Source organism: Frateuria defendens (genome assembly GCF_001182895.1).
GTDB classification, from domain to species: Bacteria; Pseudomonadota; Gammaproteobacteria; order Xanthomonadales; family Rhodanobacteraceae; genus Frateuria_B; species Frateuria_B defendens.
Genome location: NZ_LFQR01000036.1, coordinates 14,850 through 39,621, shown reverse-complemented (window position 1 = coordinate 39,621; position 24,772 = coordinate 14,850). Strand labels below are relative to the sequence as shown.

General features: G+C 71.9%; 25 protein-coding genes. 20 read left to right on the top strand and 5 right to left on the bottom strand.

What is annotated here, in order from left to right:
- Positions 1–30 precede the first annotated feature (30 nt).
- Positions 31–744, top strand: a complete 714-nt coding sequence (locus ACH65_RS05915; RefSeq protein ID WP_053096176.1) for a DUF3108 domain-containing protein — start codon at positions 31–33, stop codon at positions 742–744.
- 69 nt (positions 745–813) lie between these two features.
- Here ACH65_RS05915 and murA read toward each other — a convergent pair whose 3' ends face one another.
- Together murA and ACH65_RS05905 are read right to left on the bottom strand one after the other, a co-directional pair.
- Positions 814–2,073, bottom strand: a complete 1,260-nt coding sequence (gene murA / locus ACH65_RS05910; RefSeq protein WP_049621658.1) for a UDP-N-acetylglucosamine 1-carboxyvinyltransferase — start codon at positions 2,071–2,073, stop codon at positions 814–816.
- Between the two features lie 89 nt (positions 2,074–2,162).
- Complete coding sequence (locus ACH65_RS05905) at positions 2,163–2,402, bottom strand: BolA family protein (RefSeq protein ID WP_049621657.1); 240 nt, start codon at positions 2,400–2,402, stop codon at positions 2,163–2,165.
- A gap of 194 nt (positions 2,403–2,596) precedes the next feature.
- Here ACH65_RS05905 and ACH65_RS05900 point away from each other — a divergent pair, with 194 nt between their 5' ends.
- The 12 genes from ACH65_RS05900 to ptsP all read left to right on the top strand — a co-directional run bounded on the left by ACH65_RS05900 (position 2,597) and on the right by ptsP (position 12,927).
- Positions 2,597–3,607 (top strand): KpsF/GutQ family sugar-phosphate isomerase, encoded by a 1,011-nt coding sequence (locus ACH65_RS05900; protein WP_049621656.1) that lies wholly within the window; start codon positions 2,597–2,599, stop codon positions 3,605–3,607.
- A 163-nt stretch (positions 3,608–3,770) separates the two neighbouring features.
- Positions 3,771–4,313 carry a KdsC family phosphatase gene (locus ACH65_RS05895; RefSeq protein WP_049621655.1) on the top strand — a complete coding sequence of 181 codons (543 nt, stop codon included), beginning with the start codon at positions 3,771–3,773 and terminating at the stop codon, positions 4,311–4,313.
- Positions 4,310–4,915, top strand: a complete 606-nt coding sequence (lptC, locus tag ACH65_RS05890; RefSeq protein WP_049621654.1) for an LPS export ABC transporter periplasmic protein LptC — start codon at positions 4,310–4,312, stop codon at positions 4,913–4,915. The genes ACH65_RS05895 and lptC overlap by 4 nt, the downstream gene beginning before the upstream one ends.
- The gene (gene lptA / locus ACH65_RS05885; RefSeq protein ID WP_049621653.1) at positions 4,869–5,459 is read left to right on the top strand and encodes a lipopolysaccharide transport periplasmic protein LptA; all 591 of its coding nucleotides are present in this window, start codon (positions 4,869–4,871) and stop codon (positions 5,457–5,459) included. Before lptC ends, lptA begins: the two co-directional genes overlap by 47 nt.
- A gap of 3 nt (positions 5,460–5,462) precedes the next feature.
- Positions 5,463–6,182, top strand: coding sequence for an LPS export ABC transporter ATP-binding protein (gene lptB, locus ACH65_RS05880; protein ID WP_049621652.1), 720 nt, complete (start codon positions 5,463–5,465; stop codon positions 6,180–6,182).
- 101 nt (positions 6,183–6,283) lie between these two features.
- On the top strand, positions 6,284–7,741 hold the full coding sequence (locus ACH65_RS05875) for an RNA polymerase factor sigma-54 (protein ID WP_049621651.1): 1,458 nt from the start codon (positions 6,284–6,286) through the stop codon (positions 7,739–7,741).
- A gap of 136 nt (positions 7,742–7,877) precedes the next feature.
- Entirely contained in the window at positions 7,878–8,204 is a 327-nt protein-coding gene (gene hpf, locus ACH65_RS05870) for a ribosome hibernation-promoting factor, HPF/YfiA family (RefSeq protein ID WP_049621650.1), read from the top strand.
- Positions 8,205–8,518: 314 nt separating this feature from the next.
- Positions 8,519–9,469, top strand: a complete 951-nt coding sequence (gene hprK / locus ACH65_RS05865; protein WP_082190162.1) for an HPr(Ser) kinase/phosphatase — start codon at positions 8,519–8,521, stop codon at positions 9,467–9,469.
- Positions 9,470–9,473: 4 nt separating this feature from the next.
- Complete coding sequence (gene rapZ, locus ACH65_RS05860; RefSeq protein WP_049621649.1) at positions 9,474–10,376, top strand: RNase adapter RapZ; 903 nt, start codon at positions 9,474–9,476, stop codon at positions 10,374–10,376.
- Positions 10,377–10,411: 35 nt separating this feature from the next.
- Positions 10,412–10,804, top strand: a complete 393-nt coding sequence (locus ACH65_RS05855; protein ID WP_049621648.1) for a PTS sugar transporter subunit IIA — start codon at positions 10,412–10,414, stop codon at positions 10,802–10,804.
- Complete coding sequence (locus tag ACH65_RS05850) at positions 10,797–11,066, top strand: HPr family phosphocarrier protein (protein WP_049621647.1); 270 nt, start codon at positions 10,797–10,799, stop codon at positions 11,064–11,066. Before ACH65_RS05855 ends, ACH65_RS05850 begins: the two co-directional genes overlap by 8 nt.
- A gap of 127 nt (positions 11,067–11,193) precedes the next feature.
- Entirely contained in the window at positions 11,194–12,927 is a 1,734-nt protein-coding gene (gene ptsP, locus ACH65_RS05845) for a phosphoenolpyruvate--protein phosphotransferase (RefSeq protein ID WP_049621646.1), read from the top strand.
- A 295-nt stretch (positions 12,928–13,222) separates the two neighbouring features.
- Here the strand turns inward: ptsP and ACH65_RS05840 are convergent, their stop codons facing one another.
- Positions 13,223–14,098, bottom strand: a complete 876-nt coding sequence (locus ACH65_RS05840) for a LysR family transcriptional regulator (protein ID WP_049621645.1) — start codon at positions 14,096–14,098, stop codon at positions 13,223–13,225.
- Between the two features lie 91 nt (positions 14,099–14,189).
- Here ACH65_RS05840 and ACH65_RS05835 point away from each other — a divergent pair, with 91 nt between their 5' ends.
- Positions 14,190–15,206, top strand: coding sequence for a YeiH family protein (locus ACH65_RS05835; protein WP_049621644.1), 1,017 nt, complete (start codon positions 14,190–14,192; stop codon positions 15,204–15,206).
- A gap of 100 nt (positions 15,207–15,306) precedes the next feature.
- On the opposite strand, the gene tsaB is transcribed toward ACH65_RS05835, so the two are convergent.
- Positions 15,307–15,996: a tRNA (adenosine(37)-N6)-threonylcarbamoyltransferase complex dimerization subunit type 1 TsaB gene (gene tsaB / locus ACH65_RS05830; RefSeq protein ID WP_049621643.1), complete on the bottom strand. Its 690-nt coding sequence runs from the start codon at positions 15,994–15,996 to the stop codon at positions 15,307–15,309.
- A gap of 104 nt (positions 15,997–16,100) precedes the next feature.
- On the opposite strand from tsaB, the gene ACH65_RS05825 reads away from it, so the two are divergent.
- On the top strand, positions 16,101–17,201 hold the full coding sequence (locus tag ACH65_RS05825; protein WP_053096174.1) for a mechanosensitive ion channel family protein: 1,101 nt from the start codon (positions 16,101–16,103) through the stop codon (positions 17,199–17,201).
- A 54-nt stretch (positions 17,202–17,255) separates the two neighbouring features.
- On the opposite strand, the gene yoaA is transcribed toward ACH65_RS05825, so the two are convergent.
- Positions 17,256–19,196 carry a DNA repair helicase YoaA gene (yoaA, locus tag ACH65_RS05820; RefSeq protein WP_049621641.1) on the bottom strand — a complete coding sequence of 647 codons (1,941 nt, stop codon included), beginning with the start codon at positions 19,194–19,196 and terminating at the stop codon, positions 17,256–17,258.
- 188 nt (positions 19,197–19,384) lie between these two features.
- On the opposite strand from yoaA, the gene ACH65_RS05815 reads away from it, so the two are divergent.
- Genes ACH65_RS05815 through ACH65_RS05795 form a run of 5 tightly spaced genes read left to right on the top strand, consistent with a single transcriptional unit; the run spans position 19,385 to position 24,548 of the window.
- Positions 19,385–19,861 (top strand): MarR family winged helix-turn-helix transcriptional regulator, encoded by a 477-nt coding sequence (locus tag ACH65_RS05815; protein ID WP_049621640.1) that lies wholly within the window; start codon positions 19,385–19,387, stop codon positions 19,859–19,861.
- Positions 19,858–21,924: an FUSC family protein gene (locus tag ACH65_RS05810; protein WP_049621639.1), complete on the top strand. Its 2,067-nt coding sequence runs from the start codon at positions 19,858–19,860 to the stop codon at positions 21,922–21,924. Before ACH65_RS05815 ends, ACH65_RS05810 begins: the two co-directional genes overlap by 4 nt.
- Before the next feature lie 4 nt (positions 21,925–21,928).
- Positions 21,929–22,138: a DUF1656 domain-containing protein gene (locus ACH65_RS05805; protein ID WP_049621638.1), complete on the top strand. Its 210-nt coding sequence runs from the start codon at positions 21,929–21,931 to the stop codon at positions 22,136–22,138.
- Positions 22,139–22,140: 2 nt separating this feature from the next.
- Positions 22,141–23,067 carry an efflux RND transporter periplasmic adaptor subunit gene (locus tag ACH65_RS05800; RefSeq protein WP_049621673.1) on the top strand — a complete coding sequence of 309 codons (927 nt, stop codon included), beginning with the start codon at positions 22,141–22,143 and terminating at the stop codon, positions 23,065–23,067.
- Complete coding sequence (locus ACH65_RS05795; protein ID WP_049621637.1) at positions 23,064–24,548, top strand: efflux transporter outer membrane subunit; 1,485 nt, start codon at positions 23,064–23,066, stop codon at positions 24,546–24,548. The genes ACH65_RS05800 and ACH65_RS05795 overlap by 4 nt, the downstream gene beginning before the upstream one ends.
- Positions 24,549–24,772 lie beyond the last annotated feature (224 nt).

Genomic DNA, 24,772 nt, shown 5'->3' with positions numbered 1-24,772 from the left:
CGTTCAGGCTCCTCCCGTAGACTCGGGCGCATGACTACCCCGACCCGTTTGCGCAGCTTCGCCGCCGGCCTCGCGCTGGCCTTCACCACCGCCACGGCCGTGGCCGCCACCGCGCCCGCGCCGTTCACCGCGCAGTACCAGGTGCTCCAGGACGGCCAGGCGATCGGCGAGGCCACCGTCAGCCTCAAGCCGCTCGGCGACGGCAACTGGGAATACAGCAACGCCACCCGCGGCACCGCCGGCCTCGCCGCCGCGCTCGGCGCCAGCTCCAGCGAAACCACCCGCCTGCGCTGGAACGGCGGCGCCCCCGAGACGGTGAGCTACGACTACCGCATGAACGCCGCCATCCGCAGCAAGCAGCGCCACGTCACGGTGGACTGGAACGCCAGGCAGGTGACGGTGGACGAAGGCAAGGGCCCGACCCGCTACCCCACCGCGCCCGGCCTGGTCGACCGCAACAGCGCGCCGCTGGCCGTGGGCCTCGCGCTCGGCGCCGGCAGGCAGGAAGTCTCGCTGCCGGTGGCCGTGCGCAAGAACGTGGAGAACCAGCACTTCAAGGTGGCCGCCACCGAGTCCGTGCAGGTGCCGGCCGGCCGCTTCCAGGCCGAGCGCGTGGAACGCACCGACAGCGACCGCGCCTTCAGCGCCTGGTACGTGCCCCGGCAGTACCCGGTGCCGGTGAAGCTGACCCAGCAGGACGGCGGCAACCTGGAGCTGCAGCTGGTGAGCTACCGCAGCCCCTGAGCCCCTTCACCGGGACATGAAAAAGGCCGGCATCGCGCCGGCCTTTTTTTCTTCAACCACCCGATGCGCTCAGCTCGGCAGGCGGCGGATCCGCGCGCCCAGCACGCCGAGCTTCTCCTCGATGTTCTCGTAGCCGCGGTCGATGTGGTACACGCGGTCCACCGTGGTGTCGCCGTCGGCGACCAGGCCGGCCAGCACCAGGCAGGCCGAGGCGCGCAGGTCGGTGGCCATGATCGGCGCGCCGCTCATCTTGTCCACGCCGTGGATGATGGCGGTGTTGCCCTCCAGGCGGATGTCCGCGCCCAGGCGCTGCAGCTCGTGCGCGTGCATGAAGCGGTTCTCGAACACCGTCTCGGTGATCACGCCCACGCCCTCGGCGATGCAGTTGAGCGCGGTGAACTGCGCCTGCATGTCGGTGGGAAACGCCGGGTATGGCGCGGTGACGATGTCCACCGCGCGCGGGCGGCGCCCGCCCATGTCCAGCTCGATCCAGTCCGCGCCGCTGCTGATGTGCGCGCCGGTTTCCTCCAGCTTGCTCAGCACCGCGGTCATGGTGTCGGCGCGGGCGCCGCGGGTGCGCACCTTGCCGCCGGTCATCGCCGCGCCGACCAGGAAGGTGCCGGTCTCGATGCGGTCGGGCAGCACTTCGTATTCGGCGCCGTGCAGGCGCTCCACGCCGTGGATCACCAGCGTGGCGGTGCCGGCGCCCTCGATCTGCGCGCCCATCGCATTGAGGCAGTGGGCGAGGTCCACCACCTCCGGCTCCTGTGCGGCGTTCTCGATGATGGTGGTGCCCTCGGCCAGCACCGCCGCCATCATGATGTTCTCGGTGCCGGTGACGGTGACCATGTCCATGGCGATGCGCGCGCCCTTGAGCCGCTTGGCGCGGGCCTTGATGTAGCCGTTGGCCACTGTGACCTCCGCGCCCAGCGCGTGCAGGCCGCGGATGTGCTGGTCCACCGGGCGCGAGCCGATCGCGCAGCCGCCGGGCAGCGAGACTTCCGCCTCGCCGAAGCGCGCCACCAGCGGCCCCAGCACCAGGATCGAGGCGCGCATGGTGCGCACCAGGTCGTAGGGCGCCACGAAGCTGTCGATGCTGCGCGGGTCCACGTGGATCTTCATGCGGTCGTCCAGCACCAGCTGCACGCCCATGCGGCCGAGCAGTTCGATGAAGGTGGTGACGTCGTGCAGGTGCGGCACGTTGCTGATCGTCACCGGCTCGTCGGCGAGCAGGCAGGCGGCGAGGATGGGCAGCACGGCGTTCTTGGCGCCGGAAATGGTGACTTCGCCGCGAAGCGGCTCGCCGCCGCTGATGAGGATTTTGGCCATGGGGAGCTAGGGAGTCGGGAATGGGAAATAGGGAATGGGAAGAGCCGGAGCGGTGAGGGCGCGGGATCGCTTTTGCGACTCCCGACTCCCTATTCCCGATTCCCGGCCTCGTCCGGCGTCAGGGTCTTGAGCGCCAGCGCGTGGATCGCGCCGCCCATCAGGTCGCCCAGCGTGGCGTAGACCAGCCGGTGCCGGGCCAGCGGCAGCTTGCCGGCGAACTGGCCGGCCACCACGGTGGCCTCGAAGTGCACGCCGTCGTCGCCGCTGACCTCGGCCCGGGCGCCGGGCAGGCCCTGTTCGATCAATGCCTGGATGCGCTCAGCGTCCATCGTGTATCCAAATCGGGAGGGTCGTCGACGGTGCGTCCGCATCCGGAACGGATACTGAATCCAACACGCCGGGATATGACGTTAAAATGCGAATATGTCATGGTAATGGAAATCCGCGGCCACAGAAATGCCGCGCTCGTCCGCGGCGCCGCGGCGTGCATGCCCCGGGCATCGCCCATGGAGAACGAGGACTCATGAACGCACGCATCGCTCCGCACGCCCCCGTCGAACTGGATTCGGACGCCGTGGTGCGCAGCGCGCGCACGGTGATCGCCGCCGAGGCCGCCGCGATCCGCGCGCTGGAGCCGCGCATCGGGCGGGATTTCGTGGAAGCCTGCCGCGCCATCCTCGGCTGCCAGGGCCGGGTGGTGGTGTCGGGCATGGGCAAGTCCGGCCACATCGGCCGCAAGATCGCCGCCACCCTCGCCTCCACCGGCACGCCGGCCTTCTTCGTGCACCCGGGCGAGGCCAGCCATGGCGACCTGGGGATGATCCAGCCGCAGGACGTGGTGCTGGCGGTGTCCTACTCGGGCGAGACCGACGAGCTGCTGTTCATCCTGCCCGTGCTCAAGCGCCAGGGCACCGTGCTGGTCGCCATGACCGGCAACGCGCGCTCCTCGCTGGCCACCCAGGCCAACGTGCACCTGGACGTGAGCGTGGCCGCCGAGGCCTGCCCGCTGGGCCTGGCGCCGACCACCAGCACCACCGCCTGCCTGGTGATGGGCGACGCGCTGGCGGTGTCCCTGCTCGAGGCGCGCGGCTTCACCTCGGAGGACTTCGCCCGCTCCCACCCTGCCGGCAGCCTGGGCCGGCGCCTGCTGCTGCGGATCAGCGACGTCATGCACACCGGCGCGGGCATCCCCAGCATCGGCCAGGGCGCCAGCCTCGCCGAGGCGCTGGTGGAGATGACCCACAAGCACCTGGGCATGACCGCGGTGGTCGATGCACAAGGCCGCCTGACCGGCGTGTTCACCGACGGCGACCTGCGCCGCGCGCTCGACGACGACGCCGTGGACCTGCGCAGCGTCGCCGTGGCCGACCTGATGACCCACCGCCCCAAGACCATCACCGCCGACAAGCTGGCCATCGAGGCCGCCCAGCTGATGGAGAAGCACCAGATCCACGCCCTGCTGGTGGTGGACGGCGACCATCGCGTGGTCGGCGCGCTCAACATTCACGACCTGCTCCGTGCGCGCGTGGTCTGATGGCGAAAGCCGCCGGACACGGCCGGATGGCTGAACCACGAGGCCGCAGCGCCGTCCCGATCCGATAAGCTTGCCGGCCCGGACCGCGCCGCGGCCCCGACGCGCCAGCGGCGCTCCCCCCGACCGACGCACCGGCCCTGACCTCCCGCATCCCTCGCCACGCATGAGCTACCTCTCCGACCTTCCCGCCGACGTCCTCGCCCGCGCCGCCCGCATCCGCCTGGCGGTGTTCGACGTGGACGGCACCCTCACCGACGGCCGCCTGTGGTACGGCGAGGACGGCCACGAGGCCAAGATCTTCCACGTGCACGACGGGCTCGGCCTGAAGCGCCTGCAGGCCAACGGCGTGCAGGTGGCGATCTGCAGCGCGCGGATCAGCCACCCGGTGACGCTGCGCATGGAGGAGCTGGGCATCGCCCACGTCTACCAGGGCCAGGGCGACAAGCGCGCCACCCTCGAAGAACTGCTCGACGCGCTCGGCCTCGCGCCCGAGCAGGCCGCCTTCGTGGGCGACGACCTGCCCGACCTGCCGCCGATGCGCCTCGCCGGGCTCGCGGTGGCGGTGGCCAACGCGCACCCGTGGGTGAGCGAGGCGGCGCACTGGCAGACCCGCCTGCCCGGCGGTCACGGCGCCGTGCGCGAGGTGTGCGACCTGATCATCCAGGCGCAGGGCAAGGGCGACGCCGAGCGGGAGCGCTGGCGATGAACCCGCTCGCCTGGCTGCGCGACCGCCGCCTGCCGGCCGCCATCGTGGTGCTGGCGATCGCCACGGGCGCGGGCCAGCTGCTGCTGTGGTGGATCGGCCCGGGCCCCAGGTCCAACGACTTCGTCGGCCCGCCGCGCTCGGGCTACACGCTGTACAACTTCAACGGCGAGGTCTACGGCCAGGACGGCCTGCCCTCGCTGCGCCTCAACGGCCCGCGCGCGGACCGGCGCGAGGGCGACGACTCGCTCTACCTCAACGCGCCCCGCTTCGACCTGCCCTCCAAGGACCCGGGCGTGCCCGACTGGAAGGGCGACTCCCAGTACGGCTGGGTCGACAAGAGCGGCACCGTGATCAAGCTGCAGGGCAAGGTGAACATGCACCGCCCCGCCTACGCCGACACCGCCGCGGCCGACCTGCACACCAGCGACGTCACCGCCTGGCCCAAGGACAACCGCATGGAAACCGCCGCGCCGGCCCTGATGGTGCAGGGCGCCAGTACAATGAGCGGGGTTGGCATGCGTGCCAACCTCAACGACAAGCATCTGGAGCTGCTCAATGATGTCCGCGCCACTTTCCCGCCGCGCCAACGCAAGCGTTCTTAAGGCCGCCACCCTGGCGCTCGGACTGCTCGCCGCCCTGCCCGCCCTCGCCAAGCAGGACGACCGCAACAAGCCCATGAACGTGGAGAACGCGAACTCCTTCAACGGCTTCCAGAAGCCCAACAGCATCAGCACGCTGACCGGCAACGTGATCATCACCCAGGGCACGCTCAAGCTCACCGGCGACCTCGCCAAGGTGTACTTCGACGCCGAGGAGAACATCAGCCGCATCGTGGTCACCGGCAAGCCGGCGCACGTGCAGCAGCTGGACGACAGCAACAACCTGATGCAGGGCGACGCGGCCACGCTGGACTACGACAACATCAACGGCATCGCCGTGCTCACCGGCAACGCCGTCGTCAAGCAGCAGGGCCGCGGCGAGGCGCACGGCGACAAGCTCACCTACAACACGCAGACCAGCGAGATGACCGGCTCCAGCGGCACCGACGGGCGTGTGCATATGACCTTCCTGCCCAAGAACAAGCAGCCGGCCGGCGCGCCGGCCAAGCCCGCCCCGGCCCAGCCCGCGCCCACCGGGGGCAAGTGATCGATGCTGTCCGCCGAAGGCCTGCAGAAACGCTACCGCTCGCGCCAGGTCGTGCGCGATTTCGGCTTCTCCATCCGCCAGGGCGAGGTGGTGGGCCTGCTCGGCCCCAACGGCGCCGGCAAGACCACCTGCTTCTACATGGTGGTGGGCCTGGTCGAGGCCGACGCCGGCACGATCCGCCTGGACAAGCAGGACATCACCGGCCTGCCGATGCACCAGCGGGCCCGGCTGGGCATCGGCTACCTGCCGCAGGAGCCCTCGGTGTTCCGCCGCCTCACCGTGGCCGACAACATCATGGCGGTGCTGGAGCTGCGCGAGGGCCTGGACGCGCGCCAGCGCAGCGGCCAATTGGAGAGCCTGCTGGACGAGCTCAAGATCGCCCACATCGCCGACCAGAAGGGCATCAGCCTCTCCGGCGGCGAGCGCCGGCGCGTGGAGATCGCCCGCGCGCTGGCCGCCGAGCCGCGCTACATGCTGCTGGACGAGCCCTTCGCCGGCGTCGACCCGATCTCGGTGGGCGAGATCCAGCGCATCGTGCGGCACCTCAAGGAGCGCGGCATCGGTGTGCTGATCACCGACCACAACGTGCGCGAGACGCTGGGCATCTGCGACCGCGCCTACATCCTGAACGACGGCGAGGTGCTCTCGCGCGGCACGCCGGCGCACATCCTCGCCGACGAGAAGGTGCGCGAGGTCTACCTGGGGCGCGAGTTCCGCCTCTGACCCCCGCGATATCCCACCGAACGGCCTAGGCGGACCACTATGGCCGCCTAACAGGCGACGGGTTAGGATGACCCTCCGAGTAGTACCCAGACCCGGCAGGCATGAAACCCGGACTGCAGTTCCGCCTCAACCAGCAGCTCACCCTGACGCCGCAGCTGCAGCAGGCGATCCGGTTGCTGCAACTGTCGCAGCTGGAGCTCGAGGTCGAGTTGCGCCAGATCGCCGAGAGCAACCCGCTGCTTGAGCTGGAAGAGGTCGAGGCACAGGAGGAAACCGCCGAGGAACACGCCGAGGCCTACGACGGCGCGGCCGCCGCGCCGGCCGCCTCCGCGGCCGACCACGACCCCGACGAAGCGCCGGCCTGGGCCGACGGCGACGGCGCCGGCGAGGCGCCGATCGACTTCAGCCTCGGCAGCTTCGGCAACGGCTCCGCCGCCCGCGGCGAGGACGACTTCGAGCCGCAGCGCGCCGCCCCCGAGTCGCTGCAGGAACACCTGCTTTGGCAGCTTAACCTCGCACCCTTCAGCGCCCGCGAGCAAGCCATCGCCACCGTCATCATCGACGCGCTGAACGGCGACGGCTACCTCAGCGACGGCCTCGACGGCGTGCTCGCCGCGCTGCCGCCGCACCTGCACGCCACCCTCGAGGAAGTGGAGGCCGTGCGCCGGCAGGTGCAGCGCTTCGACCCCGCCGGCATCGCCAGCCTCGACCTGCGCGACTGCCTGGGCGCGCAGCTGGAACAGCTCGCCCCCGACACGCCGCGGCGCGAACTGGCGCTGGCCATCGTGGAAGGCGAGCTGGAACTGCTGGCCCGCAACGACATCGCCCGCCTGGCCCGCCGCCTGCGCGCCGCCGAGGAGGACGTGACCGCCGCCTCGCTACTGATCCGCGGCCTGGACCCGCGCCCCGGCGCGGCGCTGGACACCACGCCGGTGGAATACGTCGTGCCGGACGTCTACGCGCTCAAGGACGGCAACCGCTGGCGCGTGGCGCTCAACCCGGACTGCCAGCCGCGCGTGGGCCTCAACCAGCACTACTGCAGCCTGATCGCGCAGGCCCGCGGCGCGGATGCGAGCTGGATGCGCGGCCAGTTGCAGGAGGCGCGCTGGCTGCTGAAAAGCCTCGAATCGCGCGCCGAGACCCTGCTCAAGGTGGCCGAGGCGATCGTGCACCGGCAGAGCGCCTTCCTCGACTACGGCCCCGAGGCGATGCACCCGCTGGTGCTGCGCGAGGTGGCGGAGGAAGTGGGCATGCACGAGTCCACCATCTCCCGCGTCACCACGCGCAAATACATCCACACCCCGCGCGGCACCTTCGAGCTCAAGTATTTCTTCTCCAGCGGCGTGTCCACCGAGGACGGCGGCGGCGCGTCCGCCACCGCGATCCAGGCCATGCTGCGCAAGCTGATCGACGCGGAAGACCCGCGCAAACCGTTCTCCGACCAGGCGATCGCCGAGGAACTGCGCCGCAAGGGCATCCAGGTGGCGCGCCGCACCGTAGCCAAATACCGGGAGGCCCTGCGTATCCCCAGCTCCAGCGAACGCCAGCGCGCCGGCTGAACGCGCGGGAACTTGCGCGCACTGCGGGCGTCTTGCTTCACGAAAGAGCGAGCGCAAAAGTTGAGTCGAGGATGCGGCGATCCGACGCCGTGTCGCTACCACGCCGCCGCAGGCGGCAACTACCCAGGAGGCGCTTATGCAATTCCAACTCAGCGGCCAGCAGATCGAAGTGACCCAGGCCCTGCGCGACTACGCCACCGCCAAGCTCGACCGCTTGACTCGCCTCGACGAGAAATCCATCAATCTCGCCATCGTGCTCTCGGTCGACCGCTTGCAGCAGCGCGCCGACGGCACCCTCACCGTCAACGGCGCCAAGCTCCATGCCGAGGCGGCCGAGCCGAACATGTACGCCTCGATCGATCTGCTGTTCGACAAGCTGGCCGCCCAGTTGCGAAAGCACCGACAAAAGGTCACCAACAAGCAGCAACGCGCCGTGCGCGAGGAACAGCACCAGTTCGTCTGAACCTCCCGCCCCGGCCTATGGATGCGGCCCGCCACTTCGGCGGGCCGTGTTCGTTTTGGCGCTCGCCCCAAAAGCCCGAAAGCCCTCCCGTTGCGCGGCGCCGGCCGTGGAGCGGAGCGCGGCGCCGGGGATCGAGACGCCGGCCCCCTCCCCTTCATCCGGCGCGCCTCGCGGCGTCTTCGCGCGATTCGCCGGGAAAGCAGGCCACCCGCCTTGCCGCCCCGCCGCGGACGACGGTTCGCCGCACCCCGCCCGCACGGCGGTCGGCGGGCCGAACTGGCACAATAGGCGCCTACGGCACAGGAACCGAAGGCTTGGACCGGCTCACCGCACGACAACTGTTCGACGGCGTCCACGAGCGCATGGCGCTGCGCTGGGTGTCCGGCATGCGCGGCGAGGGCCGCGTGCTCGAACGCGGCGCCACCACCAGCCGCCGCCCCTCGCTGATCGGCTACCTCAACGTGATCTACCCCAACAAGGTGCAGATCATCGGCACCGAGGAGCTGAACTTCCTCGACGGCCTCGACTCGCGCTCCCGCTGGGAGGTGATCCACAAGATCGCCGCCTCGCGCCCGGTGGCGCTGATCGTGACCAAGGACCAGCCGATCCCCGCCGACCTGCGCGAGGTGGCGGAGGAAACCGACACCCCGCTGTGGATCAGCTCCAAGCGCGGCCACGAGCTGCTCACCTGGCTGCAATACCACCTGGCGCGCATGCTGGCGCCGCGCATCACCCTGCACGGCGTGTTCCTGGAGGTGTTCTCCATCGGCGTGCTGATCACCGGCGAATCGGGCTCCGGCAAGAGCGAGCTGGCGCTGGAGCTGATCAGCCGCGGCCACCGCCTGGTGGCCGACGACGCCACCGAGTTCACCCTGATCGCCCCCGACGTGATCGACGGCAACTGCCCCGAACTGCTGCAGGACCTGCTCGAAGTGCGGGGCCTGGGTGTGCTCAACGTGCGCGAGATGTTCGGCCACACCGCGGTCAAGCCGTCCAAGTACCTGCGCCTGGTGATCCACCTGAAGCCGCTGCGCGACGGCGAGGACACCGACGCCCTCGCCCGCCTCACCGGCGACGTCGGCCACCGCGAGATCTTCGAGGTGCAGGTGCCGATGATCACCATCCCGGTGGCACCGGGCCGCAACCTCGCCGTGCTGGTGGAGGCGGCCGTGCGCAGCCACATGCTCAAGAGCAAGGGCATCGACCCGGCGCAGACCTTCATCGACCGCCAGGCGCACCAGATGCGCCGGCTGCAACCGTGGTGACCGCATGAGCGAATCCAGCCCGACCAGCCCCAGCGCCGCCAGGGCCATCCACCTCGTCGTGCTCACCGGCATGTCCGGCGGCGGCAAGACGGTGGCGCTGCGCGCCCTGGAGGACCTCGGCTTCTACTGCGTGGACAACCTGCCCACCGGCCTGCTGCCGCAGCTGGTGGAGTCGGCGCGGCGCAACCGCGCCCCGGCCCAGCAGCGCATCGCGGTGGGCGTGGACGTGCGCAACCCCGGCGAGGACCTGCAGCAGATGCCCTACGTGCTGTCCGCGCTGGCGGCCAGCGGCGTGCAGGTGCACCTGGTATTCCTCGACTGCAGCGACGAGGCGCTGGTCAAGCGCTACTCGGAAACCCGCCGCCGCCATCCGCTGGCGCTGCGCGGCGTGTCGCTGGCCGACGCCATCGCCACCGAGCGCCGCCTGCTGCGTCCGCTGATCGCCATCGCCGAGAAGGTGATCGACTCCAGCGAGCTCAACGTGCACCAGCTGCGCCGGCTGATCGCCACCGGCTACGCCCAGGCCGCCGGCGGGCTCACGCTGATGTTCCAGTCCTTCGCCTTCCGCCGCGGCCTGCCGCTGGACGCGGACTTCGTGTTCGACGCGCGCTGCCTGCCCAACCCGCACTGGGAGGCGCCGCTGCGCCCGCTCTCGGGCAAGGACGCGCCGGTGCGCGACTACCTGGAAGCGCAGCCGCTGGTGCGCGAATACTTCGACGACACGGCCCGCTGGCTGGACGCCTGGCTGCCGCGCTTCGAGCAGGACGACCGCAGCTACGTCACCGTCGCCATCGGCTGCACCGGCGGGCGGCACCGCTCGGTCTACCTGGTCGAGAAACTGGCCGCCCACTATCGCGCCCTGCGCGAGCATGAGAGCGTGCTCACCTACCACCGCGAGCTCGGGTGATCCATGCGCCACAGCGAACCCAGCGGAGCACGTCCATGAGCGTCGGCGTGCTGCTGATGACCCACGAGGCGGTCGGCAAGGCGTTGATCTCCGCCGCCCGCCACGTCATGCCCAATCTGCCGCTGCGCGTGGATGCGGTGGAGGTGCCGGCCGTGGCCGACACCGACGTCATGCGCTCGCTCACCGAGCGCCACGCGCGCGAGCTGGACAGCGGCGAGGGCGTGCTGGTGCTGGCCGACCTGTACGGCGCCACGCCCTGCAACATCGGCCTGTCGCTGGGGGAACTGGGAGTGCATCTGCATTGTGTGTCGGGGCTCAACCTGCCGATGCTGCTGCGCGTGCTCAACTATGCGGAGAAACCGCTCGACGAACTGGCGCAGATCGCGGCCAGCGGCGGCCGCGGGGGAATCCTGATCGACCATGCTTGAGAAAGAGATCGTCGTTTCCAACAAGCTCGGCCTGCACGCGCGCGCCTCGGCCAAGCTGGTGCAGCTGGTGCACAGCTTCAGGTCCACCGTGTGGCTGGTCAGCAAGGGCCGCGAGGTCAACGCGCAGAGCATCATGGGCGTGATGATGCTGGCGGCCGGCCTCGGCACGCCGCTCACCGTGCGCGCGGACGGCGCCGACGAGGCCGCGGCGCTGGACGCCGTGGTCGACCTGTTCGACCGCAAGTTCGACGAGGGCGCGTGACGGTGAAGCCGGGAATCGGGAATCGGGAATCGGGAATGGGCGCGGCAGGGCGCGCGGCAGCCAAGCCGCCGGGTCTACCTATTCCCGATTCCCGATTCCCGATTCCCTGCCCCAGAGGGGCGCCCCCATGAGGCACACCCTGTCCGGCACCGCCGCCTCCCGCGGCATGGCCCTCGGCCGCGCCCGGCTGGTGCAGCCCAGCCGCTACCTGGTGGACACCCGCCCGCTGGGCGAGGAGGAGATCGAGGCCGAACTGGAGCGCCTGCACCGCGCGCTCGACATCGCGCGGCAGGAGCTGCATGAGCTGCGCGGCAAGCTGCACGGTGCGCTGGCGCGCGAGGTCAACGAGTTCATCGACGCGCACAGCCTGCTGCTCGACGACGCCGAGCTGCTGCGCGGCCTGGACGAGCTGGTGCGCATCGGCCACTACCGCGCCGGCGTGGCGCTCAAGAAGCAGCGCGACCGCCTGGTCAAGGTGTTCGAGGCGATGGACGATCCCTACCTGCGCAGCCGCAAGGAGGACATCGACCAGGTCATCAGCCGCGTGATCTCCGCCCTGCAGCGCCAGACCACCCGTGAGGAACGCAAGCTGGCCGCGCGCGTGGGCGAGATCCTGGTGGCCGACACCGTGGCCCCGGCCGACATGGCGCACCTGACCGGCAGCGGCCTGCTCGGCGCGCTCACCACCTCCGGCAGCGTGTATTCGCACAGCGCCATCCTCGCCCGCAGCCTCGACCTGCCGATGCTGGTGGGCGCGCGCGACGCGCTGTCGGTGATCCACGACGACGACCTGATCCTGCTCGACGCCGAGCATGGCGAGATCATCGTGCACCCCACCGCGCAGGACCTCGCCCGCTACCGCGCCTGGCAGCGTGAGGCCGCGCAGGAAGGGCGCCGCCTGGCCGCGCTGGCCAATGCGCCCACCCTCACCCGCGACGGCGTCGGCGTCCGCCTGCTCGCCAACGCCGAGATGCCGGCCGACATCGCCATGGCCCGCGCGCGCGGCGCCGACGGCGTGGGCCTGTACCGCACCGAATTCCTGTTCCTGCGCCAGAAGGAGCTGCCCTCGGAAGACGAGCAGTTCATCGCCTACCGCGACCTGGTGCTCGGCATGGGCGGCCTGCCGGTGACCATCCGCACGCTCGACCTGGGCGCCGACAAGGCCGATGCCGCCGGCCTGGTGCTGCGCGGCGAGGACAACCCCGCGCTCGGCGTGCGCGGCGTGCGCCTGTCGCTGCGCTACCCTTCGGTGTTCACCACCCAGATCCGCGCCATCCTGCGCGCCGCCTGCTACGGCCCGGTGCGCGTGCTGGTGCCGATGGTGACCCAGCCGGACGAGCTGATCGCCGTGCGCACCCTGTTCAAGCTGGCGCGCGCCGAGCTCAAGCGCGAGAACGTGGACCTGCCGGAGAAGCTCCAGGTGGGCGCGATGATCGAGGTGCCCGCCGCCGCGCTCAACGTGCGCGCGCTGATGGAGCACGCCGACTTCCTCGCCATCGGCACCAACGACCTCGCCCAGTACGTGCTCGCCGCCGACCGCGGCAACGACGCCCTGGACAACATCTACAACCCGCTGCAGCCGGCCCTGCTGCGCCTGATCGCCTATGTGATCGCGGCCGGCCGCCGCGCCGGCAAGTCAGTGAGCCTGTGCGGCGAGATCGGCGGCGACCCCAACTTCACCGCCCTGCTGCTGGCGCTCGGCCTCACCGAGTTCAGCATGCACCCCGGCCAGATCCTGCACGTGCGCGACCGCCTCGCCGCGCTCGACCACGCCGCCCTGCGTCGCCAGTCGGCGCGCCTGGTGCACGCGAACACCTACGAGGAAGTCGAGGCGCTGCTGGCCGAGATCGCGCCGGCCTGAAGCCTTCGCTTAAGATGGACGTCCAGACGTCCAGACCGCCGGGATCATCCGGTCGCGCCTTTCGTCCCTCCTTCCGCCACTGACGAGCACCGCAGCCCGGCAGTCAGGAGTGAACGCCGGCCTTGGCCTCACGATCCCGCGCTGGCCCCCTTCTCCCCTCGGGAGAAGGTGCCGGCAGGCGGATGAGGGGCCGGACGAAGCGCAAGCCATCACGCCTGCGCTCCGGCCGGACCCTCACCCCAACCCCTCTCCCGACGGGAGAAGGGCTTTATGGCGCCGCCACCTCGTCCTACCCTCACAACGCCCGCAGGAACGCCTCCAGCACCGCGCCGCGGTATTTCTCCCGATGCAGCAGCAGCGAGAGCTTGCGGCGCAGGTCGAGGAACGGGGTCCTGAGCGCCTTGAGGCGGCCGGCGGCAAGGGCGTCGCGCACCGCCACCTGGGGCAGGCAGGCGATGCCCAGGCCCGCCTCCACCGCCTGCTTCATCGCCTCGCTCTGGTCCAGCTCCAGCACGGTATCGCCGGGGGGAAGCTGCGCCAGCACGCGCTCGGTGGTGGCGCGGGTGGCGGAGCCGGGCTCGCGCAGCACCCAGCGCGCGCCGGCGAAGTCGGCGCTCTTGAGGCCGCGCTTGCGCGCCAGCGGGTGGTCGGGCGGCGCGCACACCACCAGCGCATCGTCGCGCCACGGGCGCATCGCCAGCAGCGGGTGCGTCACCGGGCCTTCCACGCAACCGACATCGAGCGCGTGGTCGAGCAGTTCCGCGGCGATGGTCTCGGTGTTGCCCACGCGCAGGCGGATCGCCACCTGCGGCTGCGCGCGCACGAAGTCGCCCAGCAGCTCGCCCACGCGGTAGTTGCCCACCGTGTTGCTGGCGCCGATGCGCAGCTCGCCGCCCAGCGCCTCCGCCTCGCCGCCGCCCAGGCGGCCGAATTCGGCGTGGCGCTCCAGCAGTTCCTGCGCGCGCGGCAGCAGCTCGCGGCCGCGCGCATTGAGGCGCAGCCGGCCGCGCTCGCGGTCGAACAGCGTGACGCCGAGCTGCCGCTCCAGCTCCCCCAGCGCCATGCTGGCCGCCGGCTGGGTCAGGTGCACGCGCGCGGCCGCGGCGCGCACGCTGCCGAGCAGCGCGGTCTGCACGAACACTTCGAGCTGACGCGGACTGATGTTGAGCATAAGTCAAATTTATACCATGCATCAGATATTCTAAGTTTTCCTGATGAACCGTCGGCCGGACAATGTCCGCATCCAAAAGGACTTCCTGCCGATGAACGCCACCGTCGCCGCCGCGCCCACCCTGCCGCAACGCCTGCCCGGGCTCGCCCTGGCCGCCGGCCTCGCGCTGCTCGCGGTATGGCTGGGGCGCCTCGCGCCGCTGCTCGGCGGGCCGGTGATCGGCATCGTGCTGGGGCTGGCGGTGCGCAACGCGGCCGCGCCGGGCGCCGCGTTCGCGCCGGGCATCCAGTTCGCCGGCAAGCAGGTGTTGCAGTGGTCGATCGTGGCGCTGGGCTTCGGCTTGAGCCTCGGCCAGGTGGCGAAGACCGGCTTCGACTCGCTGGCGGTGACGCTGGTCACCGTCACCGCCGCCTTCTTCGCCGCCTGGGGCCTGGGCCGGCTGCTCGGCGTGCGCGACAAGCTGAAGCTCCTGATCGGCGTGGGCACCGCGATCTGCGGCGGCTCGGCCATCGCGGCGGTGACGCCAATCGTGAAGCCGGACGAGCACGACACCGCCTTCGCCATCTCCACCATCTTCCTGTTCAACCTCGCGGCGGTGCTGCTGTTCCCGCTGCTGGGGCACGTGCTGCACCTGTCCGACCTCGGCTTCGGGCTGTGGGCGGGTACCGCGATCAACGACACCTCCTCGGTGGTGGCCGCAGGCTACAGCTACAGCAAGCAGGCCGGCGACTACGCCACCATCGTCAAGCTCACCCGCGCCACGCTGATCATCCCGGTGTGCCTGGCGCTGGCGGTCGCGGTGGCGGTGCGCGCGAAGAAGCAGGGCGCAGGCGACTTCAGCCTGTGGCGCATCTTCCCCTGGTTCATCCTGTGGTTCCTGGTGGCCTCGGCGCTGCGCACCGCGGGCCTGGTCCCGGCGGCGCTGCTGCCGGTGCTGCACGCGGCGGCGGAGTTCCTGATCGTGATGGCGCTCACCGCCATCGGCCTCTCCGCCGACCTGCGCCGCATGGCCACCACCGGCGCGCGGCCGATCCTGCTGGGCCTGGGCGTGTGGGCGGCGGTGGCGCTCTCCAGCCTCGCCGTGCAGCGGTTGATCGGCCAGTTGTAAGGAGCGCGCTTGCGCGCGAAAAGCCTACGCAGCGGCGACGCCGCAAAATCCGGTCGCGCGCCAGGCGCGCTCCTTATCTACACATGAAGGTACCGGGACGTCAGGCCTTGCCCCGCTCCACCAGGGTCAGCGCCACCTTGTCGCGCAGGTAGACCGGCAGCGCCTGCTCGGGCGGCAGCGCGCGGCCGGCGCGGAACTCGCGCACCGCCAGCTCCGCCACGTGCCGCGCCTGCGGATAGCACGCGCCGTCGGCCGCGAGAGGCTCGACGCCCAGGCGCTCGCGCAATATCTCGGCATAGGCGGCCCAGCCGCTGCCAACCACCTGCCAGGCTTCCGCCGCCGGAAGCACCAGTGCCTCGGGGGCGCACACGCGCTCCGTGTCGAGCGGCTGCAGCGTGCCGTCGTCGCCGCGGCGGTAGCAGGCCGCGTAGACTTCGCCCATGCGCGCGTCGATCACCGCGAGGATGGCCGCGTCCTCGCGCGGCGCCTCCAGCGCCAGCGCGGCCAGCGAGGATACCGGCACCACCGGCACGTCCAGCGCCAGCGCCATGCCCTGCGCCAGCGCCACGCCGAGGCGCACGCCGGTGAACGCGCCCGGCCCGCGGCCCACGGCGATGGCGTCCAGCGCATGCCGGCCCACGCCGGCCTCGGCGAGCAGCGCGTCGGCCATCGGCAGCACCAGCTCGGCGTGGCGGCGCGGCGCAAGTTCGCTGCGCGCGATCACTTCCTCGCCGTGCACGAGGGCGACGGAGCAGGCTTCGGTGGAGGTTTCGATGGCGAGCAGGTTCATCGGGCCATTTTCGCATCCCTCCGGCGACGGAGGACAGCGCGCCTTGACGCAACGCTGATCGGCCCGCCGCGACACTGCGGCTTTGCCCGCGATGGATGCCGCCCATGCACGTCAGCACGCTCGCCGCCTGGTGGAACGATCATCCGTGGACGGGCCTCGGCATCGCCGTGGCCGCCGCCCTGGTCGTCGCCTTCCTGCTCAACCTGGCCGCCCACGCCCTGCTGCACCGGCTGGCGCCCACGCATCCCTACGCCGCCGGCGTCATGCGCCGCGCCAGTGCGCCGATGCGCTGGCTGATGCCGATGCTGATGCTGGTGATCGCACTGCGCACGCTGCCCGAAAACGCCGAGCTGCCGTGGCTGGCCGGCGTGCACCAGTTCCTGCTGACCGCGCTGATCGGCGTGTGCGCGTGGCTGGCGGTGTGCTGCATCGGCGCGGCGGAGGATCTCGCCCTGCGGCTCTATCCGGACGACATGCAGGACAACCTGCGCGCCCGCAGCGTGCGCACCCAGGTGCGCGTACTGAGCCGCACCGGCATGGCGCTGGCCGTGCTGTTCGGCGTGGCGGCGGTGCTGATGACCATCCCCGGCGTGCGCCAGTTCGGCGCCAGCCTGCTGGCCTCGGCGGGGCTGGCCGGCCTCGCGCTCGGCCTCGCCGCCAAGCCGGTGCTGAGCAACCTGATCGCCGGCCTGCAGATCGCGCTGACCCAGCCGATCCGCCTCGACGACGTGGTGATCGTGCAAGACGAATGGGGCCGCATCGAGGAGATCACCGGCACCTACGTGGTGGTGCGCATCTGGGACGAACGCCGGCTGGTGATCCCGCTCACCTGGTTCATCGAGAACCCGTTCCAGAACTGGACGCGGCAGACCGCGCAGCTGATCGGCACGGTGTTCCTGTGGGTGGACTACCGCCTGCCGCTGGCGCCGCTGCGCGAGGAACTGGAACGGCTGTGTCACGCCGCGCCCGAATGGGACGGCCGCGTGTGCCTGCTACAGGTGGTGGAGGCCGGCACGCAGGGGATGCAGTTGCGCGCGCTGGTCAGCTCGATCGACTCCGGCCGCAGCTGGGACCTGCGCTGCCGCATCCGCGAGGGGCTGGTGGCCTTCGTGCAACAGGCGTATCCCGACTGCCTGCCGCGCTGGCGCGGGCAGCTGGAGGATGCCGCGCCGCCGGCGCCGGCCAGGCCCGGGGCCGTGTACTGAATGCCCGTTCGCCACCCTGCGCCGGCGGCGATGCGATAGCCGTCGGCGCGGAAGTCAGCCGACCAGGCGATCGGCCGTCTCGACGCGGAAGAACGCCTGCACCGCCGCCGGCTCGCGCGTGCGCGGCATCGGCGGCAGGCTGGCGAGGAACAGGCGGCCGTAGCCCTTGGTGGTCAGGCGCGGGTCGCACAGCACCAGCACGCCGCGGTCGTGCACGTCGCGGATCAGGCGGCCCGCGCCCTGCTTGAGCGCGATCGCCGCGCTGGGCACCTGCCAGCCCATGAAGGGGTTGATGCCCGCGCGTTCCAGCGCGTCGAGCCGCGCCTGCAGCACCGGGTCGTCGGGCGCGGCGAACGGCAGCTTGTCGATCACCACCACGCTGAGCGCCTCGCCGGCCACGTCCACGCCCTCCCAGAAGCTGGCCGCGCCGAGCAGCACGCCGTGACCGCTGGCGCGGAAATCTTCCAGCAACTGGTGGCGCGGCGCGGTGCCCTGCACGAACAGCGGCCACGGCACGCGCGCGGCCAGCAGCTCGGCGGCGCGACGCAGCGCGCGGTGCGAGGTGAACAGCAGGAAGGCGCGGCCGTCGGAGGCTTCGAGCACCGGCAGCACGGCCTCGACCACGCGCTCGGTGTAGTCGCGCGCGGCCGGGTCGGGCAGGCCCGCCGGCAGGTAGCACAGCGCCTGCCGCGCGTAGTCGAACGGGCTCTCCAGGCTGAGCGTCTGCGGATCCTCCAGCCCGAGCTGGCGCGCGAAGTGCTCGAAGCTGCCGGCCACCGACAGCGTGGCCGAGGTGTGGATCCACGCCGCCGCCGTGCGCTCGCGCATCGCGCGCAGCGGCGCGGCGAGGTCGAGCGGCGTGGCGTGCAGGGCGAAGCCGCGCGGGAACTGCTCGTACCAGCGCACGTCCTGCGCGGCCTGCTCCTCGACCAGGCGGTCGAGCCGCGCGCTCAGCACCTCGGCGCGCTCGTGCGCGTTCATCAGCCCGCGCGAGCGCTCCGCCTGCGCGGCCAGCGCGTCGGCCAATGCGGCCAGCGCCTCGCGCAGTTCGTGCAGCGCGGCCGGCGCCTCGCCGCGGCGTTCGAGTTCGTGGAACGGGCCGCGCTGCGGCAGCGCGTCGAGCGCGAGGCGCAGCTTGCGCACCGCCGCGTGCACCGCCTCCACCGGCTCCAGCACCAGGCCGATGGCGCCGGTGACGCCCTGGCATTCGGCCAGCGCGTCCCGTGCCAGCTCGGTGAGCTGGCGCGCGCTCACGCTCTGCGAGAAGAACTGGCCGGCCAGCTCGGGAATCTGGTGCGCCTCGTCGAGAATGAAGGCCGAGGCGCCCGGCAGGATCTCGCCGAAGCCCTCCTGCTTGAGCGCGAGGTCGGCGAACAGCAGGTGATGGTTCACCACCACCAGGTCCGCCTCCTGCGCCTCGCGCCGCGCGCGCACCACGTGGCAGTCGTCGAAGAACGGGCACTCCACGCCCAGGCAGTTCTCCGGCGTGGAGGTCACGCGCGGCCACAGCGGCGACTCCTCCGGCACCTCGGCCAGCTCCATGCGGTCGCCGCGGCGGGTGCGCGCCGACCAGGCGCGGATCGCCGCCAGCTGGTTGGCCTGCACAGCGTCGAAGCCGGCGCCCTCGCGCACGGTCTGGTCGAGCCGGTACAGGCACAGGTAGTTGGCGCGGCCCTTGAGCAGCGCGGTCTTGACCCGCGCGCCGAGCACCGAGCGCACCCGGGGCAGGTCGCGGAAATAGAGCTGGTCCTGCAGCGCCTTGGTGCCGGTGGAGACGATCACCCGCTCGCCGGAGAGCAGCGCGGGCACGAGGTAGGCGTAGGTCTTGCCGGTGCCGGTGCCGGCCTCGGCCACCAGCGTCTCGCGCTCGGCGATGGCGTGCTCCACCGCCTCGGCCATGCGCTGCTGCGCGGCGCGCGGGGCGAAGCCGGGCAGCTCGCGGGCGAAGGGGCCCTCCGCGCCGAGCAGCGCGGCGATGTGGTCCGGATCGTTCATCCGCGCAGTATCGCCCAGGGGGTGGCGGGCGGCGAGCCGGGCGAGCCCGGAAGGACGGACTGGCCGGTGCCACGACCCGAGCCGCTCTCGCCCCGTCGCCCTCCCTCGTCATCCGGCGGCCCTGCACATCCGCATGGCGGAGCAACAAGATTGCCATGGCAATTAATAGATAGCTATCATATACGGCCATGGACGACCTGCGCCGCCTCCGCCTCGACCTCACCAGCAGCCTGCTGCAGGCCGGCCGCCACTGGCAGCGCCTGGCCAACCAGGCGCTGCAGGGCTACGGCATCTCGGCGGCCTGCACCGAGCCGCTGATCCTGATCGGCCGCTCCGGCGGCGGCATCCACCAGGTCACGCTGGCCGAGCGGCTGGGCGTGGCCGGGCCTTCGCTGGTGCGCGCGCTGGACAAGCTGTGCGCCGCCGGCCTGGTGCGCCGCGAGGAAGACGCCAGCGACCGCCGCGCCAAGACGCTGTGGCTCACGGCGGACGGGCAGCGGCTGGTGTGCCGGCTGGAGGAACGTCTGACGCTGCTGCGCGAGGACGTGCTCGGCCACCATACGCGCAAGGAGCTGGAGGCCGCGCTCGGGTTCTACCGCAGCTTCGCCGCGGCCGCCGGCCAGGCCGCGCGCGCGCCGGCGCAGGATGACGGGGCCGAGGCATGAGCTTCCCCAACTGGCGCGAGTGGCTGTATTCGGCCAAAGCCTTCGTGGCGGCCATGCTGGCGCTGTTCATCGCCCTGGCCGGCTCGCTGCCCAACCCGTACTGGTCGGTGGTGACGGTCTACATCGTCTCCCACCCGCTCTCCGGCGCCACCCGCTCCAAGAGCGTGTACCGCGTGTTCGGCACGGTGCTGGGCGCGGCCGCCGCGGTGGCGATGGTGCCCAACCTGTCGCAGGCGCCGGTGCTGCTGTGCGTGGCGATGGCGCTGTGGATCGCCGGCATGATGTACCTGGCCCTGCTCGACCGCACGCCGCGCAGCTACGTGTGCATGCTGGCCGCCTACACCATGCCGCTGATCGGCCTGCCCACGCTGATGCAGCCGGACACCATCTTCGACGTCGCCCTGGCCCGCTCGGAGGAGATCCTGCTCGGCATCGTCTGCGTCAGCGTGGTGAACACGGTGCTGTTCCCCAACCGCGTGGCGCCGGTGGTGAGCCGGCAGATGGCGCAGCTCACGCGTGCCGCGGCGGAGTGGTCCGCGGCGGTGCTGGCGATCCGCGAGCCCTTCGGCGCCCCCCACGCCCAGCGCAACCGCCTGCTGGCCGACGTGGCCGCGCTGGACGGGCTGATCAAGCAGCTCTCCTACGACAGCACGCACTACGGCGAGGCCGAGCACGTGCGGCAGATGCGCCTGCGCATGACCATGCTGATCCCGCAGGTGTCGGCCCTGTTCGACCCGCTGCTGGCGCTGCGCCGCCAGCAGGGGCCGCGGCTCGACGCCCTGCGCGCACTGGTGGCGCGGCTGACGGCGTGGATGCACGAGGGCAGCGCCGACGACCCGGACGCGGCCGCCGCCGCGCTGCGCGGCGAGGCCGCCGCCATCGCCGCCGCGCTGCCGGCCGAGCGCGCGATGGACGACGCACTGGTCTCCAACGCCCTGATGCGCGTGGGCGAGCTGATCGACCTGTGGCAGGACTGCATGCACCTGCAGCGCGTGTACGCCAGCCGCGCCCCGCTGCCGCCGCTGCGCTACCGCTCGGGCCAGCTGATCGGCACCACCCTGCACTACGACCACGGCCTGCTGCTGTTCTCCGCCTGCGCCGCCGCCGGCGCCGCGCTGGTCGCCAGCCTGGCGTGGATCGCGCTCGGCTGGCCCGCCGGCGCGGGCGGCGTGATCCTGGCCGCGGTGTCGTGCTGCTTCTTCGCCGCGCAGGACAACCCGGCGCCGATGATCGGCCGCTTCCTCTACTGGGTGGTGGTGAGCGTGCTGCTGGCGGGCGTGTACCTGTTCGCCGTGCTGCCCCGGGTGGACAGCTTCCCCGTGCTGGCGGCCTCGCTGGCGCTGCCGCTGCTCCTCGCCGGCGCCTTCACCGGGCGGCCGCAGCTCAACATGTCGGTGCTGCTGTTCACCTCGCAGACCATCGCCGACCTGCAGCTCAACAACAGCTACAACGCGGATTTCCAGAGCTTCGCCAACAGCAGCCTGTCGAGCGTGCTGGGGCTGGTGTTCGCCATCGCCTGGACCACCGTCACCCGGCCCTTCGGCGCCGAGGTGGCGGCGCGGCGGCTCACCCACGACGGCTGGCGCGACCTGGTGGGGCTGTCCTCGGCCAGCCTGCGCGACGACCACACCGCCGCCGCCGCGCGCCTGATCGACCGCACCACGCAGCTGCTGCCGCGCCTGGGCCTGATCCGCGACCAGTCGCTGGCCCGCATGGACGCGGTGCGCGACCTGCGCATCGGCCTGCGCATCCTCGACCTGCAGCGCCTGCGCCGCACGGGTTCCGCCGCGGTGGAAGAAGCGATCGGCGCGGTGCTGCGCGAGCTGTCCGCGCACTACGCCGAGTGCATCCGCCGCCACCATCCGCTCGACCCGCCGCCCTCGCTGCGCGCGCGGCTGGATGCCGGCATCGGCCGCCTGCTGCACGCCACCGACGAGGCCTGCCACGACGCCGTGCAGGCGCTCATCGGGCTGCGCCTGGCGATGTTCCCCGACCTCCCCGCCCGCGGCGAGGCCGCGCCGCTCGATCCGCTCTCCCCGTCCCCTGTCCCGAGTCGCTCCTGATCCCATGCACGGACAATTCAGCCTCTACGGCGTCTACATCCCCACCCTGCTGGGCCTGATGGCCGTCGCCTACCTGCTCAAGGGTGCGCTGCGCCACGCGCTGACGCGCCTGGGCGCCTACCGCTGGATCTGGCACCCGGCGCTGTTCAACCTCGCCCTCTACATTGGCCTGCTCGGTCTGCTGGTGGCGCTGCTGCGCCGGGGGCAGCCATGAACATCAAGAAATACTTCCAGTCCGTCGCCTCGGCGCTGATCACCCTGGGCGCGGTCGCCCTCGCCCTGGTGGCGCTGAAGTCGCTGTGGGACTACTACATGGACGAGCCGTGGACACGCGACGCCCACGTGCACGCCGACGTGGTGCAGATCGCCCCCGACGTCTCCGGCCTGGTCGCTGAGGTGCACGCCCGCGACAACCAGATGGTCCACCGCGACCAGCCGCTGTTCGTGATCGACCAGGCCCGCTACCGGCTGGCCCTGCGCCAGGCCGAAGCCGCGCTGGCCGAGCGCCGCGCCACCCTCGCGCAGCTGCGCCGCGAGGACGCGCGCAACCGCACGCTGCGCGACCTGGTCTCGAAGGAAGTGACGGAGGAAGGCCGCTCCAAGGTCGAGCAGGCCGAGGCCGCGCTCGCCACCGCCGAGACCGCGGTGGACGTGGCCCGGCTCAACCTCGAGCGCACCGTGGTGCGCAGCCCGGTGGAGGGCTTCCTCGGCGACCGCTCGGTGCGCCTGGGCGACTACGTGTCGGTGAGCCGCCCCGTGCTCTCCATCGTCGACACCGGCTCGTTCTACGTCGATGCCTACTTCGAGGAGACCAAGCTGCGCGGCGTGCACGTGGGCCAGCCGGTGAGCATCCGCCTGATGGGCGAGCCCGGCAACCTGCCCGGCCACGTGCAGAGCGTGGCCGCCGGCATCGAGGACCGCGACCGCAGCAGCGGCGCCAGCCTGCTGCCCAACGTCAACCCGGCCTTCAACTGGGTGCGCCTGGCGCAGCGCATCCCGGTGCGCATCGCCATCGATCAGACGCCGCCGGACCTGCGCCTGATCGCCGGCCGCACCGCCACCGTCACCATCCTGCCCGACGCCGCGCCCGCCAAGCCCGCTCCCGCCGCGGCAGCGTCCGCCGCCACCCGGAGCGCGCCGTGAAGGCCCTGCTGCGCCACGGCCTGCTCGGCCTCGCGCTGGGCGCCCTCGCCGCCTGCAAGACGGTGGGCCCGGACTACCGCCTGCCGGCGAACGCGGCGATCAACCGCCCCGCCGCGCAGGGCGACTTCGTCGACGCCGCCGGCCGGCGCGGCATCGACCTCGCGCCGGTGCCCGGGGACTGGTGGAAGCTCTACGACGACCCGCTGCTCGACCAGCTGGTGCGCCAGGCACTGGCCTCCAACGCCGACCTGCGCGCGGCCGGCGCCAACCTCGGCAAGGCCTACGCCCTCTACGAGGAAGCCCAGCACGCCGGCGGCTTCACCTACGGCGCCAGCGCCAGCCTGGACCGCGCGCAGCTCTCCGGCGAGAGCTACCTGCAGTTGCACAAGCTGCCGGTGTACAACCTGGGCGACGCCGGCCTCAGCGTGTCCTACGAGTTCGACCTGTTCGGCAAGCTCAAGCGCGCCGCCGAGGCCGCCGGCGCCGACGCCCAGGCCAGCCAGGCCGCCGTGGACCTGGCGCGCATCGCGGTGGTGGCGCGCGTGGCCGGCACCTACATGGAAACCTGCCACGCCAACCGCGAGATCGCCGTGGCCGGACACTCGGTGGCCCTGCAGCAGCGCAGTGCAGAAGTGGCGCAGCGGCTCTACGAGGCCGGCCGCGGCACCGTCACCGACGCCACCCGCGCCCGCGCCCAGGTCGACCTGCTCGAGGCATCGCTGCCGCCGCTGCGCGCACGCAAGAAGGCCGCCGAGTACGAGCTGGCCGCCCTGCTCGGTCAGACGCCGGGCCAGCTGCCCGCGGGCGTCGACGCCTGCGGCGAGGCGCCCGCGCTCGCCCGGCCCCTCCCCGTCGGCAACGGCATGGCCCTGTTGCAGCGCCGCCCCGACGTGCGCCAGGCCGAGCGCGAACTGGCCGCCGCCACCGCGCGCATCGGCGTGGCCGTGGCCGAGCTTTACCCCGACGTGCAGATCGGCGCCGGCGCCGGCGCCAGCGGCCTGCTGGAAGACTTCGGCAACGCCGCCACCCGCCGCTGGAGCATCGGCCCGCTGATCGCCTGGACCTTCCCCTCGCGCAGCGCGCACGCCCGCGTGGCCGCCGCGCGGGCCGGCGCCGACGCCGCCCTGGCCCACTTCGACAGCGTGGTGCTGAACGCCCTGCGCGAAACCCAGACCGCGCTGGAAACCTACGCCCAGGACCTCGACCGCCAGGACGACCTGCGCCGCGCCCGCGACGAGGCCCGCGACGCCGCCGGACAGAACCGCACGCTCTACCGCGGCGGCCGCACGCCCTACCTCGCCAGCCTCGACGCCGACCGCACCCTGGCCGCCGCCGAGGCGCAACTGGCCGATGCCGACAGCCAGATCTCGATCGACCAGGTGCGGCTGTTCCTCGCCCTGGGCGGCGGCTGGAAGAACCAGGATGGAAAAGCCGCCACCGCCACCGGCGCGAACGCGGCCACGGCCAGCCACGCGGACTGAACATCGCAGGCCGGATCACCGGCCCGCCCCAATGGCGAACCGGTGACCCGGCGCCCTGCGCGCCCTTACCCTTGCGGATACCTGCAACCGTGCGCCCGGCCAGCCTGCGGCGGCTCCCTCGAAATCGAAATCGCACCTGCCGCGCGGCCCTCCGCAGCCGCCAGTGAGGCGCCGACGTCCATGATCCACGGCGGCCGATCGACCGATGAGATACCCCCTGCGGC

Excerpts from the sequence above, each read along its gene's own strand:
- ptsP (WP_049621646.1), top strand. The coding sequence starts at position 11,194 with ATGAGGCACACCCTGTCCGGCACCGCCGCCTCCCGCGGCATGGCCCTC.
- ACH65_RS05855 (WP_049621648.1), top strand. The coding sequence starts at position 10,412 with ATGAGCGTCGGCGTGCTGCTGATGACCCACGAGGCGGTCGGCAAGGCG.
- ACH65_RS05915 (WP_053096176.1), top strand. The coding sequence starts at position 31 with ATGACTACCCCGACCCGTTTGCGCAGCTTCGCCGCCGGCCTCGCGCTG.
- ACH65_RS05850 (WP_049621647.1), top strand. The coding sequence starts at position 10,797 with ATGCTTGAGAAAGAGATCGTCGTTTCCAACAAGCTCGGCCTGCACGCG.
- yoaA (WP_049621641.1), bottom strand. The coding sequence starts at position 19,196 with ATGAACGATCCGGACCACATCGCCGCGCTGCTCGGCGCGGAGGGCCCC.
- ACH65_RS05810 (WP_049621639.1), top strand. The coding sequence starts at position 19,858 with ATGAGCTTCCCCAACTGGCGCGAGTGGCTGTATTCGGCCAAAGCCTTC.
- ACH65_RS05840 (WP_049621645.1), bottom strand. The coding sequence starts at position 14,098 with ATGCTCAACATCAGTCCGCGTCAGCTCGAAGTGTTCGTGCAGACCGCG.
- ACH65_RS05825 (WP_053096174.1), top strand. The coding sequence starts at position 16,101 with ATGCACGTCAGCACGCTCGCCGCCTGGTGGAACGATCATCCGTGGACG.
- rapZ (WP_049621649.1), top strand. The coding sequence starts at position 9,474 with ATGAGCGAATCCAGCCCGACCAGCCCCAGCGCCGCCAGGGCCATCCAC.
- tsaB (WP_049621643.1), bottom strand. The coding sequence starts at position 15,996 with ATGAACCTGCTCGCCATCGAAACCTCCACCGAAGCCTGCTCCGTCGCC.
- lptC (WP_049621654.1), top strand. The coding sequence starts at position 4,310 with ATGAACCCGCTCGCCTGGCTGCGCGACCGCCGCCTGCCGGCCGCCATC.
- ACH65_RS05835 (WP_049621644.1), top strand. The coding sequence starts at position 14,190 with ATGAACGCCACCGTCGCCGCCGCGCCCACCCTGCCGCAACGCCTGCCC.
- hpf (WP_049621650.1), top strand. The coding sequence starts at position 7,878 with ATGCAATTCCAACTCAGCGGCCAGCAGATCGAAGTGACCCAGGCCCTG.
- ACH65_RS05805 (WP_049621638.1), top strand. The coding sequence starts at position 21,929 with ATGCACGGACAATTCAGCCTCTACGGCGTCTACATCCCCACCCTGCTG.
- lptB (WP_049621652.1), top strand. The coding sequence starts at position 5,463 with ATGCTGTCCGCCGAAGGCCTGCAGAAACGCTACCGCTCGCGCCAGGTC.
- ACH65_RS05815 (WP_049621640.1), top strand. The coding sequence starts at position 19,385 with ATGGACGACCTGCGCCGCCTCCGCCTCGACCTCACCAGCAGCCTGCTG.
- ACH65_RS05905 (WP_049621657.1), bottom strand. The coding sequence starts at position 2,402 with ATGGACGCTGAGCGCATCCAGGCATTGATCGAACAGGGCCTGCCCGGC.
- murA (WP_049621658.1), bottom strand. The coding sequence starts at position 2,073 with ATGGCCAAAATCCTCATCAGCGGCGGCGAGCCGCTTCGCGGCGAAGTC.
- lptA (WP_049621653.1), top strand. The coding sequence starts at position 4,869 with ATGATGTCCGCGCCACTTTCCCGCCGCGCCAACGCAAGCGTTCTTAAG.
- ACH65_RS05875 (WP_049621651.1), top strand. The coding sequence starts at position 6,284 with ATGAAACCCGGACTGCAGTTCCGCCTCAACCAGCAGCTCACCCTGACG.
- ACH65_RS05895 (WP_049621655.1), top strand. The coding sequence starts at position 3,771 with ATGAGCTACCTCTCCGACCTTCCCGCCGACGTCCTCGCCCGCGCCGCC.
- ACH65_RS05900 (WP_049621656.1), top strand. The coding sequence starts at position 2,597 with ATGAACGCACGCATCGCTCCGCACGCCCCCGTCGAACTGGATTCGGAC.